The 17,709-nt window shown below is 72.4% G+C and carries 15 protein-coding genes; 13 read left to right on the forward strand and 2 right to left on the reverse strand.

The genetic code is table 11. The features are described from left to right. Window positions 1-26 precede the first annotated feature (26 nt). The 13 genes from AC067M_RS24545 (at window position 27) to AC067M_RS24605 (ending at window position 14,861) form a co-directional block, all read left to right on the forward strand. A complete protein-coding gene (locus AC067M_RS24545; protein WP_478699169.1) occupies window positions 27-1,553 on the forward strand; it encodes an amino acid adenylation domain-containing protein in 1,527 nt (508 codons plus the stop codon). Between the two features lie 50 nt (window positions 1,554-1,603). Then, on the forward strand, window positions 1,604-1,969 hold the full coding sequence (locus AC067M_RS24550; protein ID WP_478699170.1) for a hypothetical protein: 366 nt from the start codon (window positions 1,604-1,606) through the stop codon (window positions 1,967-1,969). A gap of 66 nt (window positions 1,970-2,035) precedes the next feature. Continuing rightward, a complete protein-coding gene (gene metK / locus AC067M_RS24555; RefSeq protein ID WP_478699171.1) occupies window positions 2,036-3,250 on the forward strand; it encodes a methionine adenosyltransferase in 1,215 nt (404 codons plus the stop codon). A 151-nt stretch (window positions 3,251-3,401) separates the two neighbouring features. Next, window positions 3,402-4,241, forward strand: coding sequence for a tryptophan 2,3-dioxygenase family protein (locus AC067M_RS24560; RefSeq protein WP_478699172.1), 840 nt, complete (start codon window positions 3,402-3,404; stop codon window positions 4,239-4,241). Further along, window positions 4,234-5,439 (forward strand): kynureninase, encoded by a 1,206-nt coding sequence (gene kynU / locus AC067M_RS24565; protein WP_478699173.1) that lies wholly within the window; start codon window positions 4,234-4,236, stop codon window positions 5,437-5,439. Before AC067M_RS24560 ends, kynU begins: the two co-directional genes overlap by 8 nt. A gap of 283 nt (window positions 5,440-5,722) precedes the next feature. Next, window positions 5,723-6,604 carry an alpha/beta hydrolase gene (locus AC067M_RS24570; RefSeq protein ID WP_478699174.1) on the forward strand — a complete coding sequence of 294 codons (882 nt, stop codon included), beginning with the start codon at window positions 5,723-5,725 and terminating at the stop codon, window positions 6,602-6,604. A gap of 351 nt (window positions 6,605-6,955) precedes the next feature. Beyond that, window positions 6,956-8,089: an alpha/beta hydrolase gene (locus AC067M_RS24575; protein ID WP_478699175.1), complete on the forward strand. Its 1,134-nt coding sequence runs from the start codon at window positions 6,956-6,958 to the stop codon at window positions 8,087-8,089. After that, window positions 8,082-9,296: an acyltransferase family protein gene (locus AC067M_RS24580; protein WP_478699176.1), complete on the forward strand. Its 1,215-nt coding sequence runs from the start codon at window positions 8,082-8,084 to the stop codon at window positions 9,294-9,296. The genes AC067M_RS24575 and AC067M_RS24580 overlap by 8 nt, the downstream gene beginning before the upstream one ends. Window positions 9,297-9,375: 79 nt before the next feature. Next, window positions 9,376-10,764 carry a sensor histidine kinase gene (locus AC067M_RS24585; protein ID WP_478699177.1) on the forward strand — a complete coding sequence of 463 codons (1,389 nt, stop codon included), beginning with the start codon at window positions 9,376-9,378 and terminating at the stop codon, window positions 10,762-10,764. Further along, a complete protein-coding gene (locus AC067M_RS24590) occupies window positions 10,761-11,435 on the forward strand; it encodes a response regulator (RefSeq protein ID WP_478699178.1) in 675 nt (224 codons plus the stop codon). Before AC067M_RS24585 ends, AC067M_RS24590 begins: the two co-directional genes overlap by 4 nt. 163 nt (window positions 11,436-11,598) lie before the next feature. Beyond that, a complete protein-coding gene (locus AC067M_RS24595; protein WP_478699179.1) occupies window positions 11,599-12,951 on the forward strand; it encodes a sensor histidine kinase in 1,353 nt (450 codons plus the stop codon). After that, a complete protein-coding gene (locus tag AC067M_RS24600) occupies window positions 12,948-13,610 on the forward strand; it encodes a response regulator (RefSeq protein WP_478699180.1) in 663 nt (220 codons plus the stop codon). The genes AC067M_RS24595 and AC067M_RS24600 overlap by 4 nt, the downstream gene beginning before the upstream one ends. Before the next feature lie 48 nt (window positions 13,611-13,658). After that, entirely contained in the window at window positions 13,659-14,861 is a 1,203-nt protein-coding gene (locus tag AC067M_RS24605) for a cytochrome P450 (protein ID WP_478699181.1), read from the forward strand. Between the two features lie 300 nt (window positions 14,862-15,161). Here the strand turns inward: AC067M_RS24605 and AC067M_RS24610 are convergent, their stop codons facing one another. Together AC067M_RS24610 and AC067M_RS24615 are read right to left on the reverse strand one after the other, a co-directional pair. Continuing rightward, entirely contained in the window at window positions 15,162-16,742 is a 1,581-nt protein-coding gene (locus AC067M_RS24610; RefSeq protein ID WP_478699182.1) for an ABC transporter permease, read from the reverse strand. Further along, window positions 16,739-17,635: an ABC transporter ATP-binding protein gene (locus tag AC067M_RS24615; RefSeq protein WP_478699183.1), complete on the reverse strand. Its 897-nt coding sequence runs from the start codon at window positions 17,633-17,635 to the stop codon at window positions 16,739-16,741. The genes AC067M_RS24610 and AC067M_RS24615 overlap by 4 nt, the downstream gene beginning before the upstream one ends. Window positions 17,636-17,709 lie beyond the last annotated feature (74 nt).

The raw sequence follows: 17,709 nt of genomic DNA on the forward strand, positions 1-17,709 counted from the left end.
CCACCGGCTGAACTGGAGGGCCTTCCATGGGGGTCGAGCTCATACACCGGGCCGTCGCGCACCGGGCCCGTACGGCGCCCGACGCGCTCGCGGTGGTGGACGGCGACCTCCGCCTCGACTACGCGACGCTCGACGCCACGGCGGACGACTGGGCCCGGCACCTCGCGGCGGCAGGCGCCGGGCCGGGCACCTTGATCCCCGTCCTCCTGCCGCGATCCGCCCGCCTGTACGTCGCGATGCTCGCGGTGCTCAAGTGCGGCGCCGGCTACGCGGCCCTCGACCCCAGGTGGCCGCGGGAGCGGATCGACGGCGTGCTGGGGCAGTTGGGCGCTCCCGTACTGGTGACGGACAGGGAAGAGCCGCTCGGGGGGCAGCCGTTGTGGCGGCCCCCGGCGGACCTCGCGCTGCGAAGCGGCCCGGGCGGCGAGGCGTTCAGGGCGTACGAGGGTCCTGCGGACGCACCCGCCGCGGTCTTCTTCACCTCCGGCACCAGCGGTACCCCCAAGGGCGTGGTGTCACCGCACGCGGCCACCACCCGCCTGTTCACCCCGGACGGGCCCCTCGCCTTCGGCCCGGGCACGGTCATGCTGCAGGCAGCGCCCGCCGCCTGGGACGCCTTCTCCCTCGAACTGTGGGGCATGCTCACCACCGGCGGCACCTGCGTCACCGCCCGGGACGACTACCTCCTCCCCGACACCCTGCGCCACCTGATCGACACCCACGGGGTGAACACCACCTGGCTGACCGCCTCCCTCTTCAACCTCTTCACCGAGATCGACCCGGACTGCTTCCAGGGCCTGGGCCGCCTCTACATCGGCGGCGAGAAACTCTCGACCACGCACGTCGGCGACTTCCTCGGCCGCCACCCCGACATCCGGCTGCTCAACGGGTACGGGCCGGTGGAGAGCTGTGTGTTCGCCACGGTCCATCCCATCACCGCCCAGGACTGCGAGGGGCGGTACGGCGTCCCCATAGGCCGCGAGGTTCCCGGCACGGAGGTACACGTCCTGGACGACGACGGCAGGGCCTGCCCGCCCGGCGTGGTGGGCGAGCTGTGCGTCAGCGGGGCCGGTCTGGCACGGGGATACCTCGGCGACCCGGCCCTGACGGCGGCCCGCTTCCAGGAGGGCCCGGCCTTCCAGGAGGGCAGCCAGGGCGCGGGAGCGCACCTCCGCTTCTACCGGACCGGCGACCGCGGTCTGCGCGACACCGACGGCGTCCTCCACTTCACCGGACGCACCGACCGCCAGGTGAAGATCCGCGGCTACCGCATCGAGCCCGAGGAGATCGAGGCACATGCGGCGGGCCTGCCCGGGATCACCCACTGCGTGGCCGTCCCCGTGCCCGGAGAACTGGGCAACTACGACCGGCTCGCGCTGTTCTACACCTCCCCCCACGACGACACCGAGGACCCCTCGGTGCTGCGCCGCTCCCTCGGCCGGCTGCTGCCCGCCCACGCCGTGCCGGACGTCGTCCGGCGTGTGGACCGGCTGCCGGTCACCGCCAACGGCAAGGTCGACCGTGCCGAGCTGCTGGCGCTGCTCCCGGGCTGAACCCGTCGCGTCGGTCGGCAACGACCCCTACCCCAGAGAGGCGCTGCCCCATGCCCGTCATCACCCTCATGTCGCCCGACCCGGGCCCCGGCTCCCCCGCACTGGCCCAGGTGGCCAAGGCGGTCACCGGACTGCTCGGCATCCAGCCCGAGCACTGCTGGGTGACCTGGCAGCGGCTCGACCCCGACGCGGCGCACCGCCCGGAATGGCAGCGCCCGTCCGGCCCGTACGCCCCGATCGGCTTCGTCACCTGCAAGGCGAGCTATCCGCGGGAGACCGTGGGGAGCCTGCTGCGGCTGCTGCGCGACGAGCTGAGCACGCTGCTGAACGTCCCGGCCGCCGAGGTCTATCTCGCCGTAAGGCGGGCGGTACCGGGCGAGCTGCTGGTCCGGGGGGACGTATGGGCGGGGGACTGACAGAGGTCGTAAAGAGGTCGTCCCATCGTTTCGCGCCCCTGCCACTCCCTACCACTGAGGAGACCCGTGTCCCGTCGCCTGTTCACTTCGGAGTCCGTGACCGAAGGACACCCCGACAAGATCGCCGACCAGATCAGCGACACCATTCTCGACGCGCTGCTCAAGGAGGACCCGTCGTCCCGGGTCGCCGTGGAGACCCTCGTCACCACCGGTCTGGTGCACGTCGCGGGCGAGGTGACGACCACCGCGTACGCCCCCATCGCCGCCCTGGTGCGCGGCAAGATCCTCCAGATCGGCTACGACAGCTCGCTCAAGGGCTTCGACGGCACCTCCTGCGGCGTCTCCGTGTCCATCGGCGCGCAGTCGCCGGACATCGCACAGGGTGTGGACAGCGCGTACGAGGCACGGACGGCGGAGGCCACCGACGGGCAGGCGGAGACCGACGAGCTGGACCGGCAGGGCGCCGGCGACCAGGGGCTGATGTTCGGCTACGCCTGCGACGAGACGCCCGAGCTCATGCCGCTGCCGATCACACTGGCCCACCGGCTGGCCCGCCGGCTCGCCGAGGTACGCAAGGACGGCACGCTTCCCTACCTGCGGCCCGACGGGAAGACGCAGGTCACCATCGAGTACGACGGCGACCGCCCGGTCCGTCTGGACACCGTCGTCGTCTCCACGCAGCACGCCGCCGACACCGACACCGACTCGACGCTGGTGCCGGACATCCACGAGTGCGTGGTGGAGCCCGAGCTGGCCCAGCTCGACCTCGACACCGAGGGCTACCGGCTGCTCGTCAACCCGACCGGACGCTTCGAGATCGGCGGACCGATGGGCGACGCTGGCCTGACCGGCCGGAAGATCATCATCGACACGTACGGCGGCATGGCCCGCCACGGCGGCGGCGCCTTCTCCGGCAAGGACCCGTCCAAGGTCGACCGCAGCGCCGCGTACGCCATGCGCTGGGTCGCGAAGAACATCGTCGCGGCCGGGCTCGCCCGCCGGGCCGAGGTCCAGGTGGCGTACGCCATCGGCAAGGCGGAGCCGGTCGGCCTCTTCGTCGAGACCTTCGGCACGGAGACCGTGCCCGTCGCGAGCATCCAGGACGCGGTGACGAAGGTCTTCGACCTCCGCCCGGCCGCGATCATCCGCGACCTGGACCTCCTGCGCCCGATCTACGCCCAGACCGCCGCGTACGGCCACTTCGGACGTGACCTGCCCGACTTCACCTGGGAGCGCACGGACCGCGCGGAACTGCTGCGGGCGGCGGCCGGAGCCGCCTGAGGACCATTGCTGTGGGGCCCGTCTGCCGATCGGAGCAGACGGGCCTTGCGCTGACGGGGCTCGATGCGGAGGATGCGGGTGGGGACCGGGGCCCCCGTGTCGGTAACGGCAGGGGCGGACCGCTACCCGGAGTACACAACAGGAGACAGCGATGTCCCATGAGGCTCATGAGGCTCACGAGCCCGAGACCCCGCATCTCGACTTCCAGGGCACCACGCCGTACGAGGACTACGTCAAGGCGGACGTGCTCACCCACCTCCAGCACACCCTCTCCGACGACCCCGGAGAGATGGTCTTCCTGGTCACGACCCAGGTGATGGAGCTGTGGTTCACGGTCATCGTCCACGAGTGGGAGACCGCGGCGCGCGCCCTGCGCTCCGACGACGTGCCGGTCGCGATCGACGCGCTGAAGCGTTCCGTACGGGAGCTGGAGGCGCTCAACGCCTCCTGGAAGCCGCTCGGCCAGCTCACCCCCGCCCAGTTCAACGCGTACCGCAACGCGCTGGGGGAGGGCTCCGGCTTCCAGTCGGCGATGTACCGCCGCATGGAGTTCCTGCTCGGCGAGAAGTCCGCGTCCATGCTCGTCCCGCACCGGGGCGCCCCCCGCGTCCACGCGGAACTGGAGAAGGCGCTGCACGAGCCGAGCCTGTACGACGAGGTGCTGCGCTTCCTCGCCCGGCACGGGCACGCCGTCCCGTCCTCGGTCCTGGAGCGCGACGTCTCACAGCGTTACGAGCCCTCGGCGGAGGTCGAGGCGGTGTGGACGCAGGTCTACTCGGGGGACGGGGCCGACCGGATCGCCCGTCTCGGCGAGGCGCTGACCGACGTCGCCGAGCTGGTCTGGCGCTGGCGCAACGACCACCTCGTCGCCACCCGCCGCGCGATGGGCGCGAAGCCCGGCACGGGCGGCTCGGCCGGGGTGGCCTGGCTGGAGCGGCGCGCCCAGAAGAACGTGTTCCCCGAGCTGTGGACGGCGCGGTCGTATGTCTGAACTGACGCTGCTCGCGGAGAAGTTGGACGCCGCTGACGAACTCGCCGCCAAGCGCGCCGAATTCGTCCTCGACGACGTGGTCTACCTCGACGGAAACTCGCTGGGCGCGCTGCCCGCGAGCGTGCCGGGACGGGTGGCGGACGTGGTGCACCGCCAGTGGGGCGAGCTGCGCATCCGCTCCTGGGACGAGAGCGGCTGGTGGACCGCGCCCGAGCGGATCGGCGACCGCATCGCGCCGCTGGTCGGCGCGGCGGCCGGGCAGATCGTCGTGGGCGACTCGACAAGTGTCAACGTCTTCAAGGCACTTGTGGCAGCCGTGCGTCTGGTGGAGGGCGTGGGTGACGGCCGGGACGAGATCCTCGTCGACGCGACGACCTTCCCCACGGACGGGTACCTGGCCGAGTCGGCCGCCCGGATGACGGGCCGCACACTGCGACCGGTGACGCCGGGGGAGGTGCCGGACGCCCTCTCGCCGCGTACGGCCGCGGTACTCCTCAACCACGTCGACTACCGGACGGGCCGCCTGCACGACCTGCCCTCGCTGACGGCGGCGGTGCACGAGGTGGGCGCCGTCGCGGTCTGGGACCTGTGCCACAGCGCGGGCGCGCTGCCGGTCGGGCTCGACGAACACGAGGTGGACCTGGCGGTCGGCTGCACCTACAAGTACCTCAACGGCGGCCCAGGTTCACCGGCGTACCTCTACGTCCGACAGGACCTCCAGGACCGCTTCGAATCCCCCCTGCCGGGCTGGACCTCGCACGCCGAACCCTTCGGCATGCGCCCCACATACGAACCGGCCTCCGGTGCGTCGCGTGGCCGCGTGGGCACGCCCGACATCCTCTCCATGCTCGCCCTGGAAGCGGCCCTGGAGGTGTGGGACGACGTCACGATCGAGTCGGTCCGCACGAAGTCCCTCGCGCTGACGGACTTCTTCCTGCGCGCCGTGACGGAGTACGCCCCCGCGGGCCGCGTCGAGTCACTGACTCCTGTGCCTCACGAGGAGCGGGGCAGCCAGGTCGCGCTGCGCTGCGACGACGCGGGCGACGTCATGAAGCGGCTCATCGAGCGGGGGGTCGTCGGGGACTTCCGCCACCCGGATGTGCTGCGGTTCGGCTTCACGCCGCTGTATGTCGGGTTCGCTGATGTCGAGAGGGCGGCGAGGGTGCTCGGGGAGGTACTGGGGGAGGTGCCGGCCTAGCCTGCGGGCAGTCGTTGCCGGCTTGGCCTGCGGCAGTCGTGCCGCTGGGGCGGCACGGGTGGGCGCAGGCGGCACCCCGCCGGCGCGGGCAAGCGACCCGCCCCCCCCGGGTGTCGCCCCCGTGTCGCCCCCCTGCCGCCCCCGTGCCGTCCTCACCGAGCGTCACATCCTGGTGTCCGCGCACGTCACCCGCCTGGTACCGTCCCCGCCAACGGTCGAATCCCCTTCCTCGTCCGTCACTCCCGTCCCATCCAAGTCCGTTTCGTCGCTGAGAGGTTGGAGCATGCCGGACGACGTCGCAGCTGCCAGGGCCGCCGCCGAAGAGGAGTCGGCCTTCTCGCACCCGGCGGTCGACCCCGACACCACCGCCCCTTACGGCGACCACCCCGACCAGGTGATCGACTTCTACGCCCCCCGCACCGAGGCCGGTCCGGGCGGCCCCGCCCCCCTGGTCGTCGTCCTGCACGGCGGCGCCTGGCGGGCCCCCTACGACCGCCGCCACATCACCCCGTTCGCGGACTTCCTGGCCCGTCACGGTTTCGCCGTGGCCAACGTGGAGTACCGGCGCGGGGGCGGGACCGCGGGGGCGTCGGAGCCGGTCGCCGGTCGCTGGCCGGACACCTTCGACGACGTGGCGGCCGCCCTGGACGCGCTGCCCGACCTCGTCCGGGAGGCCCTCCCGCAGGCCGACCCGCGCCGCATCGTCCTCACCGGCCACTCGGCCGGCGGCCACCTCGCCCTGTGGGCCGCGGCCCGCCATGTGCTGCCCGCCGACGCCCCCTGGCGCACCGGCGGCCCGGCCCTGCTGCGGGGCGTGGTCGCGCTCGCCCCGATCGCCGACTTCGCGGTCGCCGACAAGCTGGACGTCTGCGCAGGCGCGGCCCGCCAGTTGCTGGGCGGCGACGAGAGCGCGTTCGCGGAGCGCCGCGCGTACGCCGACCCGGCACTGCTGCTGCCGACCGGCATCGCGACGACCCTGGTCCAGGGCCGGGCGGACGTGGACGTACCGTTCGCCGTCGCCGATGCGTACGCGGAGGCGGCCGCGAAGGCCGGGGAGGTGGTGGGCCTGACGCTGCTGGAGGACGTCGGCCACTTTCCCCTGATCGACCCGGCGGCCGACGCGTGCGCGGTGGTGGTGGAGGAGATCGCGCAGCTGGCCTGGTGAGGCGCGGCTTCGTCAAAGTTCCCCGGTTGTACCCGCACTGGCACCCCGGTCGTACCCGTAGTACCTGAGAGCTACTTCGCAGATGAGTTCCCTGGCGTGACGCGGACGACGACCGCGTCTCCGTAACTTCCCATCCAGACGGGCCCGATGGACGGGCGGACGGATGGGGAGGGCGGGGCTGTGGGGGCTTATGCAGGGCCACGGGAGGCGGCGCCGACGACGGACCTGCCGGAGGCGGGTGTCGCGGACAGTGGCCCTGGCCGGGGGCAGTCGTGCCGCGGGGGCGATGGGGATCCCACCGCTGGAGCCAAGCCGAGAGCGGGGGAGGGCGGGCGCGGCCGTGCCCGGCAGGTGTCGGCGAGCGACATCTCCGCAGCACGCGGCCGTGCCCGGCAGGCGCCGCCGAGCGACCCCCCCACAACACGCGGCCGTACCCGGCAAGTACCGCCGAGCGACACCCCCACAACACGCGGCCGTACGCGGCAAGTACCGCCGAGCGACACCTCCACAGCACGCCACCGCACGAGCAAATGGCGCCGGGCCACCCTCGCCGTCCTCATCACCGCCGCCCTGGTGCTCCCCCTCTCCGCCGCCGCGCACCCCGAGATCCCCGCACCGGCACCCGCCGCGCTCGCTCCGCCGACGGTGGCCACGCTCGACGAGGCGTACGCGGCCAACCGGGCCAACGCCGCCGAGGCGTCCCGTATGGCGGCTGCCCACGGCGACCACGACCGTGCCGCGGCGGACCGGGCCATGGCCAGTCTCTCCCGCGACTTCCTCACCTTCGACGGCCGAGGCTCCGGCCTGGCCACGGAGGTCCTCGGCGACCTCGCCCACGCCGACCGGGTGGCCGTCCTCGTCCCCGGCTCCGACACCTCACTCGACACCTACGGCCGCTTCCGAGCGACGGCGACCGCCCTGCGCGCGAAACTGACCCGACAGGCCCCCATCGGCACCGGCATCGCGGTCGTCGCCTGGCTCGGCTACGAGACACCCGGCACGATCAGCGCGACGGTCACGACCACCGACCGAGCCGAACAAGCCGCCCCACACCTGCGGGAGTTCATCCACATCCTGCGCGGCATCGTCGGCGACAAGGCGAGCATCTCTCTCCTCTGCCACTCCTACGGTTCCGTCGTCTGCGGCGGGGCGGCCAAAGACGCCGAAGACCTCGACGTCGACGACATCGCCCTCATCGGCAGCCCCGGCACCGGCGCCGACTCCGCCGCGGCCCTGCACACCCGGGCCCGCGTCTGGGCGGCCCGCGGCGCCGACGACTGGGTGGCGGAGGTCCCGCACGTGAAGGCCGACCTGTTCGGCACGACCGTCGGCTTCGGCACCGACCCGGTCTCCCCGGCGTTCGGCGCCCGCGTCTTCGCCGCCGGCGACGGCGGCCACAGCGACTACTTCAGACCGGGCTCGGTCTCCCTGGCCAACCTCGCCCGGATCGTCCTCGGCGACACCTCGGAGGTGACGCGTGCGTGAGACCACCCTGCGCCGCTTCCACACGGGCATACGACAGGGCGCCGACCGGGTCGACGCCGCCACCCCCGCCGACCGGGACCGCGCTGTCGACGCCCTGCGCGCCTTCGCGATCCTCGGCGTCGTCCTCGGCCACTGGCTGGTGACCGCCCTGGTCGCGGACGGCGGCACGCTGCACACCGCGAGCCCGCTGCAGCACATGCCCTGGCTGGCCCCGATCTCCTGGGTCTTCCAGACGCTCGCCGTGTTCTTCCTGGTGGGCGGTCATGTGGCCACCAAGGGCTACACCTCGGCCCGCGCCCGAGGCACGACGTACGGCGCATGGCTGACCGCCCGCCTGTCCCGGCTGTTCAAACCGGTGGCGGCCGTCCTCACCCTGTGGACCGTGGCCGCGCTCGCGCTCCTCCTCAACGGCGTCGAGTTCGAAACGGTCCGCGCCCTGGTCAAGTTGGCGCTGTCGCCCCTGTGGTTCCTGCTGGTCTTCGCCGTGCTGACGGCCGCGACCCCGCTGCTGACCCGGCTCAACCCGCTCTGGCCGTTGGCCGTCGTCCTCCACGTGGACCTGCTGCGCTTCGGCCTCGGCGGCCCGTCCTGGCTCGGCTGGGTGAACCTGGCCGCGGGCTGGCTGGTGCCCTACACCCTGGGCGCCGCCTGGACACGGGGAGAACTGGACCGCCGTCGCGCCGCCTGGCTGCTGCTCACCGGCGGTACGGCGACGACCACGGCGCTCGTCGCATGGGCGGGCTACCCCGCGTCGATGGTCGGGGTCCCGGGCGCAGGGGCCTCCAACCTGAACCCGCCGACGCTGGCCGCCGTCACCTTCGGCCTGGCCCAGTGCGGCCTCGCCCTGCTTCTGCGCGACCGGCTGGGCCGCGCCCTGCGCCGACCGGTGGCCTGGGCGGCAGTGGCACTCGTCAACCTCTCGGCGATGACCATCTTCCTGTGGCACCAGACCGCCCTCATGGCCACCACGGCCACGGGACTCCCCGCCGGCCCGCTCCCCGGCCTGCACACCGTCCCCGACGGCCTGGCCTGGGTGTGGGCCCGACTCGCCTGGCTGCCGGTCTTCGCCCTGGTCCTCGCGGTGTGCTGGACGGCGTTCCGCCACCACGAGCAGGGCGGACGCAGGCGTACCGAACGCGCGCGCCGCTCCTCGCGGGTGGTCCGCGTGCACCGGACGTCGGGGCGTACGGGGGCGCGTCGTGTCTGAGGGGCCCTTGCACCATGAGCGTCCGATCAGGCCGCGCGACCCGGGCGGGCATGGTGCAAGGACCCCTAAGGTGGGCCGTGTGACGGAGACGGGGGCGGAGCGCGTGCTCCGGCGGTACGTCCTGCGCTGGTTGCGGGTGCTGCGCGACGATCTGCTCACCTTCAGGGCGGACCCGCTGCCGCCTTCCGTGTGGCTGCGCTGGCTGCCGCACGGCCTGTTGTGCATCGTCGCGTTCGGGGTCACCTTCGGAGCGGTGGCGCAGCTCGGGGACAACGGCGGAGTGGGCCCCCAGATCGCCTTCCTGATCGGGATCGCGCAGGGCGGCGCGGTGGTGCTCGCGTTGTGGCGGCCCGTCCCCGCCTGGTTGCTCACGACGGCGGCCATGCTGGTGGGCGCCGTCGAGGTGCGCCGCCAGCTGATGGCCGGCGACGCCCAAGACTTCACCTGGCCCTGGACGGCGGCCGGGATCATCGGGCAGATGGCCGTGCTGCTGCTGCTCGCGCTGCGCGTGCCCACCCGTGTCTCCGCCGAGGCACTTGCCCTGACCGCGCTGCTGACGTGGCTCGTGCAGGGGCAGTGGGGCGCGGCGGGCTACACGCCCACCGGGGTCACGGCCGTCACCCTGTTCGCGGTCGTCGTGGTGCTCGGCACCGCCCTGCGCGGCCGCCGCGAGGCCCGCGCCCAACTGGTCGAGCAGACCACGCTCACCGCCGAGGAGCGCGCCCGCCGCACCCTGCTGGAGGAGCGCAGCCGGATAGCGCGCGAGCTGCACGACGTGGTGGCCCACCACATGTCCGTCATCTCCATCCAGGCCCAGGTCGCCCCCCACCTCGTCGAGGACCCGTCCGAGGAGCTGAAGGAGAACCTCGCCGGCATCCGGCAGAACGCGCTGGAGGCCCTGACCGAACTGCGCCGGGTCCTGGGCGTCCTGCGCTCGGAGCAGTTGGAGGTGCCGAAGACGCTGGGCGGAACCGGGTCCGCGGACGACGTGACCCCACACGCCCCGCAGCCCACCCTCGACCGGCTCGACGCGCTCGTGGAGAACACCCGCAGCGCGGGCCTGACGGTGACCCTCGAAGTGGCCGGTGACCGGCGGCCGTTGCCGCCCGGAGTGGAGCTGTCGGCGTACCGGATCGTGCAGGAGGCGCTGAGCAACGTCCTGCGGCACGCGCCCGGCGCGACCGCCCGTGTCATGGTCGAGCACCACACGTTCGGGTTGAGCATGATGGTCGTCAACTCGCGCCCGACCAGCCCGGCGCCCCCGTCGGCGGGCGCCGGGCACGGGCTGCTGGGCATGCGGGAGCGGGCCGCGATGCTCGGCGGCGGCCTGTGGGCGGGCCCGGAACCGGACGGCGGCTACCAGGTGTCCGCCTTCCTCCCGGCGCAGGTGCCCACCGACGGCCTCGACCATGTGTTTCCGGCGCCCGCGGCCGCCCCGGCCCTCGATCCGAAGGACTCCACCGCATGACGAGCAGCCCCATCCGCGTCCTCATCGCCGACGACCAGCAGATGGTCCGGCAGGGCTTCACCGTGCTGCTCAACACCCAGCCCGACATCGAGGTGGTCGGCCAGGCGATCCACGGACTCGACGCCGTCGCCAAAGTGGCCGAACTCGCCCCCGATGTCGTCCTCATGGACATCCGCATGCCCGAACTCGGCGGTATCGAGGCCACCCGCCGCATCACCGGCGAGCGCCCGGACATCAAGGTGCTGGTGCTGACCACCTTCGACCTCGACGAGTACGTGTACGAAGCGCTGCGCGCCGGTGCGTCCGGGTTCCTGCTGAAGGACGCGTCCGCCGACCAACTCGCCGAGGCGGTACGGGTGGTGGCCGCCGGCGACGCCCTGCTCGCGCCCGGCGTCACCCGACGACTGATCACCGAGTTCTCCCGCCTGGACGACCGGCCCCGCGCCCCGCTCAAGGAACGCGTCGGCGGTCTGACCGAGCGGGAGACGGAGGTTCTGGCCCTGATCGCGCAGGGCCTGTCGAACGCGGAGATCGCCGAGCGCCTCGTCGTCGCCGAACAGACCGTGAAGACCCACGTGGGCCGCATCCTGGTCAAGCTGGGCCTCAGGGACCGTACCCAGGCGGCGGTCTTCGCGTACGAGTCGGGACTGGTGAGACCGTCCGGGTACTGACGGGGAGCCGGTGACGGGGAGCCACGGTCGGCTCCCTTCTCAGTCCCCCTACTGAGTCCCCTTCTCAGCCCCCTTGTCCACCCCGTAGTACCTGAGACGGACCCGGCAGGACCCCCCTCACTGGTGACGACCGCGCCCCCGGTCCCGGCCTACCGTTCTGTACGTGACCGAGACGACCCAGACGCACCTCAGCTCCCCGGACGGCGGGAGCAGGCCGCGCAGCCCGGAGTTCCGGGTGGCGATGGAAGCCCTGCGCGGGCTGCGACAGGACCTGTTCCACGACGCCTTCGCCTACGACCCGCTCCCACGTATGCGGGTCGACGGCCCCCTGACCAGGCAACTGTCTCCGCGCCTTCGGGAGTACGCGGCGTGGACGCCGCACGCCGTCGTGGCCTTCATGGGCCTGCTGGCGATGACGATCGCCGCCTCGTCGGCGAACGCCGGCGGAGGGGACGTCACCACGCTGCTGAGCGCCGTCCTCGCGCTGGCCCCGGTGCTGCTGACGCTGGTGCGGCCGGTCGCCGCCTTCTGGTTGTCCATGGCGGCCACCCCGGTCACCGCGGTGTTCGGCGACAGCTGGGACGACTGGCCGTGGCAGGCGGGCAGCTTCGTCTGCCACCTCGTGGTGCTGACGGTGGTGGCACTGCGGACCAGGCCCCGCGTCGCCGGGTGGATGTGGGCGCTGACCGCCGTGTACGGCTTCGTCGTGACCACGACGCTCGGAGCCGGCCCCTACAGTTCGAACACCGCCCCCATGCTGGTCATATCAGCACTCGTGCTGCTCGGCGTCACCGTCTGGCACACCCGCCGGCATGCCCGGCAGGAGGTGACCGCCCAGCAGACGGTGACCGCGCACGAGCGGTCCCGGCGCACGCTGCTGGAAGAGCGCACCACGATCGCCCGCGAGCTGCACGACGTGGTCGCCCACCACATGTCGGTCGTCGCCATCCAGGCGGAGGCCGCGCCCTACCGGGTGGAGAACCCGCCGCCGGAACTGGAGCGCGCCTTCGTCACCATCCGCGAGAACGCCGTGGCGGCCCTGACCGAACTGCGCCGTGTCCTCGGCGTGGTCCGCGCCGAGGACTACGAGGCCCCGGACGCCCCCCAGCCCACCCTCGCCGACCTGGAGGCACTCCTCGACAACGTCCGCGACGCCGGCCTGAGCGTCGACAAGGTGGTCACCGGCGCGGTCCGCGAACTCCCGCAGGGCGTCGAACTGTCGGCGTACCGCATCGTCCAGGAGGCGCTGAGCAACACCCTGCGGCACGCCCCCGGCGCGAGCGCCCGCGTGGAGATCGGCTACGTCCTCGGCGGCCTCGGCCTGCGCATCGTCAACGGCGCGCCCCCCGAGCTCTCCCTGCTCAAGCCCTCACCCGGCGCGGGACACGGCATCACCGGCATGCGGGAGCGTGTGTCGATGCTGAACGGCGAGATGACGGCGGGCCGCACGGACGACGGGGGGTACGAGGTGACGGTGTTCCTGCCGGTCGCCATGGTGAGTGAGGATGAGGCATGACCATCCGCGTACTGATCGCCGACGACCAGATGATGGTCCGCGAGGGCTTCTCCGTCCTCCTGAACGCGATGCCGGACATCGAGGTCGTGGGCGAGGCGGTCAACGGCCGCGAGGCGGTCGACCGAGTCCGCGAGCTCACCCCCGACGTCGTCCTGATGGACATCCGCATGCCGGAGCTGAACGGCATCGAGGCCACTCGCGAGATAATCGCCGCCGACGGCACGGCGAAGGTCCTGGTCCTGACCACCTTCGACCTCGACGAGTACGTCTACCAGGCCCTGCGCGCCGGTGCCTCCGGCTTCCTCCTGAAGGACGCCTCGGCCCGCCAACTCGCGGACGGCGTAAGGGTGGTGGCCGCCGGCGAGGCCCTGCTGGCCCCCTCCGTCACCAAACGCCTGATCACGGAGTTCTCCAAACTCTCCGACACCCCCCGCCTCCCCGCCGCCCATGCGGCCTACTGCGACCTCACCGAACGCGAGACAGAGGTCCTCGTCCTCATCGCCCAGGGCCTCTCGAACGCGGAGATAGCCGAACACCTGGTCGTCGCCGAGTCCACCATCAAAACCCACGTGAGCCGCGTCCTGGTCAAACTGGGCCTACGAGACCGCACCCAGGCAGCGGTCTTCGCCTACGAGGCCCGCCTGGTGACGCCGGGCTGACCACGACACCCCTGGTCAGCGGGGGGTCCGGCGGGCTAGCGTCCGTTCATGGCAGCCTTCGATCCCTGGGACCCGGCGTTTCTCGCCGACCCGTACCCCGCCTATGCCGAGCTGCGTGCCCGAGGGCGCGTGATCCGTTTCGAGCCGACCGACCAGTGGCTCGTGCCGCACCACGCGGACGTGTCGGCGTTGCTGCGGGACAGGCGGCTGGGGCGGACGTATCAGCACCGGTTCACGCACGAGGACTTCGGGCGGACGGCGCCGCCGGCGGAGCACGAGCCGTTCCACACGCTGAACGACCACGGGATGCTCGACCTGGAGCCGCCGGACCACACCCGCATCCGGCGCCTGGTGTCGAAGGCGTTCACCCCGCGCACGGTGGAGCGGCTCAAGCCGTACGTGCACGGGCTGGCGAACGAACTGGTGGGTGCCCTCGTCGAGGCGGGCGGGGGCGATCTGCTCACCGACGTGGCGGAGCCCCTGCCCGTCGCGGTGATCGCCGAGATGCTCGGCATCCCCGAGTCCGACCGGGCACCCCTGCGCCCCTGGTCCGCGGACATCTGCGGGATGTACGAGCTGAACCCGTCGGAGGAGACCGCGGCGAAGGCGGTCCGGGCGTCCCTGGAGTTCTCGGAGTACCTCACGGAACTGATCGCCGTCCGTCGCAAGGAGCCCGGCGACGACCTCATCTCGGGGCTGATCGAGGCACACGACGAGGGTGACCGTCTCACCGAGCAGGAGATGATCTCCACCGCCGTCCTGCTCCTGAACGCCGGCCACGAGGCCACGGTCAACGCCACGGTGAACGGCTGGTGGGCCCTGTTCCGCAACCCCGACCAGCTCGCGGCCCTGCGCGCCGACCACTCCCTCGTCCCCTCCGCCGTCGAGGAGCTGATGCGCTACGACACCCCGCTCCAGCTCTTCGAACGCTGGGTCCTGGACGACATCGAGATCGACGGCACGGTCATTCCCCGTGGCGCGGAGATCGCCATGCTCTTCGGCTCCGCCAACCACGACCCCGAGGTCTTCGCCCACCCCGAGCGGCTGGACCTCTCCCGCAAGGACAACCCCCACATCTCCTTCAGCGCCGGTATCCACTACTGCATCGGCGCACCCCTGGCCCGTATCGAGCTGGCCGCCTCGATGACGGCGTTGCTGGAGAAGGCCCCGACCCTGAGCCCGGCGGCGGAGCCGCTACGGAAGCCGAACTTCGTGATCCGTGGGATGGAGGGGCTCAGCGTCGCGCTCTGACGACGGCGCGGGCGAGGGCCCGGACCGCGAGGGCGGCGACGGCGCGGGCGAGGGCCTCGGACCGCGAGGGCGGCGACGGTGCCGAGGAGGGCCAGGGGCAGTTCGGCGTAGAGCAGGCTCCGGTCCGGCCCCTGCTCGAAGCGCCGTACCCGCCCTCGCGCCCCGCCCGTCCACACGGCAAGCCCCGCCCCCGCTCCGAGCGCGGCGATCAGACCCCCGGCGGCGGCCTCCGGACGTTGTCCCATGCCGGGGAAGGACGCCCCACGGCCACCCCGGGTTTCCCGCCACCCCGGCCGGCCCTCACGTCATCATGTCCCGCAGCCGCAACCCAGCCACCCCCGCCGCCACCAGCACCACAGCCACCCCCGTCAGCCCCAGCACCGGCCCCCAGGCCATCCCCCCACCTGGCAACTTCGGCACATGCCCGAACGGTGACAGATCCAGCACCGCCCGCGGAGCGTCCAGTGCGGGCCCTACCCAGCCGACCAGGAGTACCGCGCCCGCCACGCCCCACGCCCCCATCGACGCCCGCGGGGCCACCCCGTACAGCAGTACCGCCAGCCCTCCGACCACCCAGATCGCCGGCAGCTGCACCAGACACGCCCCCAGGATCGGCCCGACCTTCTCGCCGTAACCGGCCGCGAAGCCCAGGCCCGCGAAAAGCATGATCAGGGCGGCGCCGCCGAAGGCGATCACCAGGTGGCCGGCCGCCCACCGCAGTCGGCCCACCGCGTTCGCCAGTACCGGTTCCGCCCGGCTGGAGGTCTCCTCGCCGTGCAGGCGCAGGACGGACGCCACCACGTACAGCGAGGCGACCAGCCCGAGCATCCCGATCATCGAGGCGAGGAACGCGTCCGTGAGGGCGCCCTGGCCGCCCATGCGGGCGAAGATCTCCCGGGCCCGCTCGTTGTCGCCGACCAGGTCGGCCGCCCCGTCCGTCATCCCGCCGTAGACGACCCCGGCGAGGAGGAAGCCGAGGCTCCAGCCGAGCACGCCGCCCCGCTGAAGCCGCCAGGCCAGCGCACCCGCCGAGCCGAGGCGGCCCGTAGGGGGGCCAGGTCGGGTGGGCAGGAAGCTCATGCCGACGTCCCGGCGCCCGGCCAGCGCATAGGCCACGGCCGCCTGAGCGGTCACCGCCGCGACGAACAGCGCCAGCACCCACCAGCGTTCGTCCGCGTACGGCCGCAGGTTCTCCAGCCAGCCGAGCGGCGACAGCCACGTCAGCACGGACGAGCCGTCATCCGTCGCCGAGTCGCCCGCCGCGCGCAGGACGAAGGCCGCGCCCAGGACCGCCGAGGTGAGCCCCCGGGCGAGACGCGCGCTCTCGGTCAGCTGTGCGGCGATCGCCGCCATCGTGGCGAAGAGCATCCCGACGGCCGCGAGCCCGAGCCCGAGGGCCAGGGCGCCGGCGGCACCCTGCCCGGCCAGCCCCGCCGTGACCAGCACCGCGATCAGGGCGTTCGCGACGCCCGCCGCCAGCAGGGCAGACGTCAGGGAGGCCCGGCGGCCCACCATGCCGGAGGCGATGAGCTCCTGTCGGCCGCTCTCCTCCTCGTCCCGGGTGTGCCGTACGACGATCAGGAGGCTCGTCACGGCCGCGACCGCCCCCGCGTAGACGCCGATGCGCCAGGCGGTGAGGGCGCCGAGGGAGTCGTCGAAGACGGGGCCGACCAGGGCGCGCAGGGAGGAGTTGGTGGCCATCTGCGCCCGGAGGTCGGCGCGTTCGGCGGCCGTGCCGTACAGGCCCTTCAGGGTGTTCGGCATGGAGAGGACCATCAAGGCGTTCACCCCGATCCAGACCGGGATCATCACCCGGTCGCGGCGCAGAGCGAAACGCAACAGCGTTTTGGTACCGGTGAGCTGAGGCGCGAGCGTGGTCATGACGCTTCCACCTCGTCCTGGTAGTGCCGCAGGAACAACTCCTCCAGTGTGGGCGGCGTCGAGGTCAGCGACCGTACGCCCGACTCGCTCAACGACCGTAGGACGGCGTTCAGTTGGTCCGTGTCGACCTGGAGCCGGACGCGTCGGCCCTGGACGTCGACGTCGTGCACGCCCGGCAGCCGGGCCAACCCGTTGGGCGGGCCGGCGAGTTCCGCCGTCACGCTGGTACGCGTCAGATGGCGCAGGTCGGCGAGCGAGCCGCTCTCCACGGTCCGACCCTTGCGGATGATGCTGACCCGGTCGCAGAGCTCCTCGACCTCGCTCAGGATGTGCGAGGACAGCAGGACGGTCCGCCCGCGCTCCCGCGCCTCCCCCACGCAGCGCTGGAAGACCTCCTCCATCAGCGGGTCCAGGCCCGAGGTCGGCTCGTCCAGGATGAGCAGGTCGACGTCCGCGGCGAAGGCGGCGACGAGGGCGACCTTCTGCCGGTTGCCCTTCGAATACGTCCGGCCCTTCTTCGTGGGGTCCAGCTCGAAGCGTTCGACCAGCTCGGCGCGGCGCCGTGCGTCCAGGCCTCCGCGCAGTCTGCCGTACAGGTCGATGACCTCACCGCCGGAGAGGTTGCGCCACAGTGTCACGTCTCCGGGGACGTACGCGATCCTGCGGTGGACCTCCACCGCGTCCTTCCACGGATCGCGGCCGAGGATCTGCGCGGCGCCCGAGTCGGCGCGCAGCAGGCCGAGCAGGACGCGGATGGCGGTGGACTTGCCGGCGCCGTTGGGGCCGAGGAAGCCGTGTACCTCACCCGCCTCGACCTCCAGGTCGAGCCCGTCGAGTGCGTGCGTACGGCCGAAGGACTTGTGCAGTCCGGACACGGTGATGGCCTTGGTCATGTTTCAGAACGTACGCTTCTTTCAGAAATTTGTGAAGTTAAGGAACTCAGTGAATCGCCGTATAGGATGACGTC

It is taken from the genome of Streptomyces sp. NPDC043427, assembly GCF_056436655.1.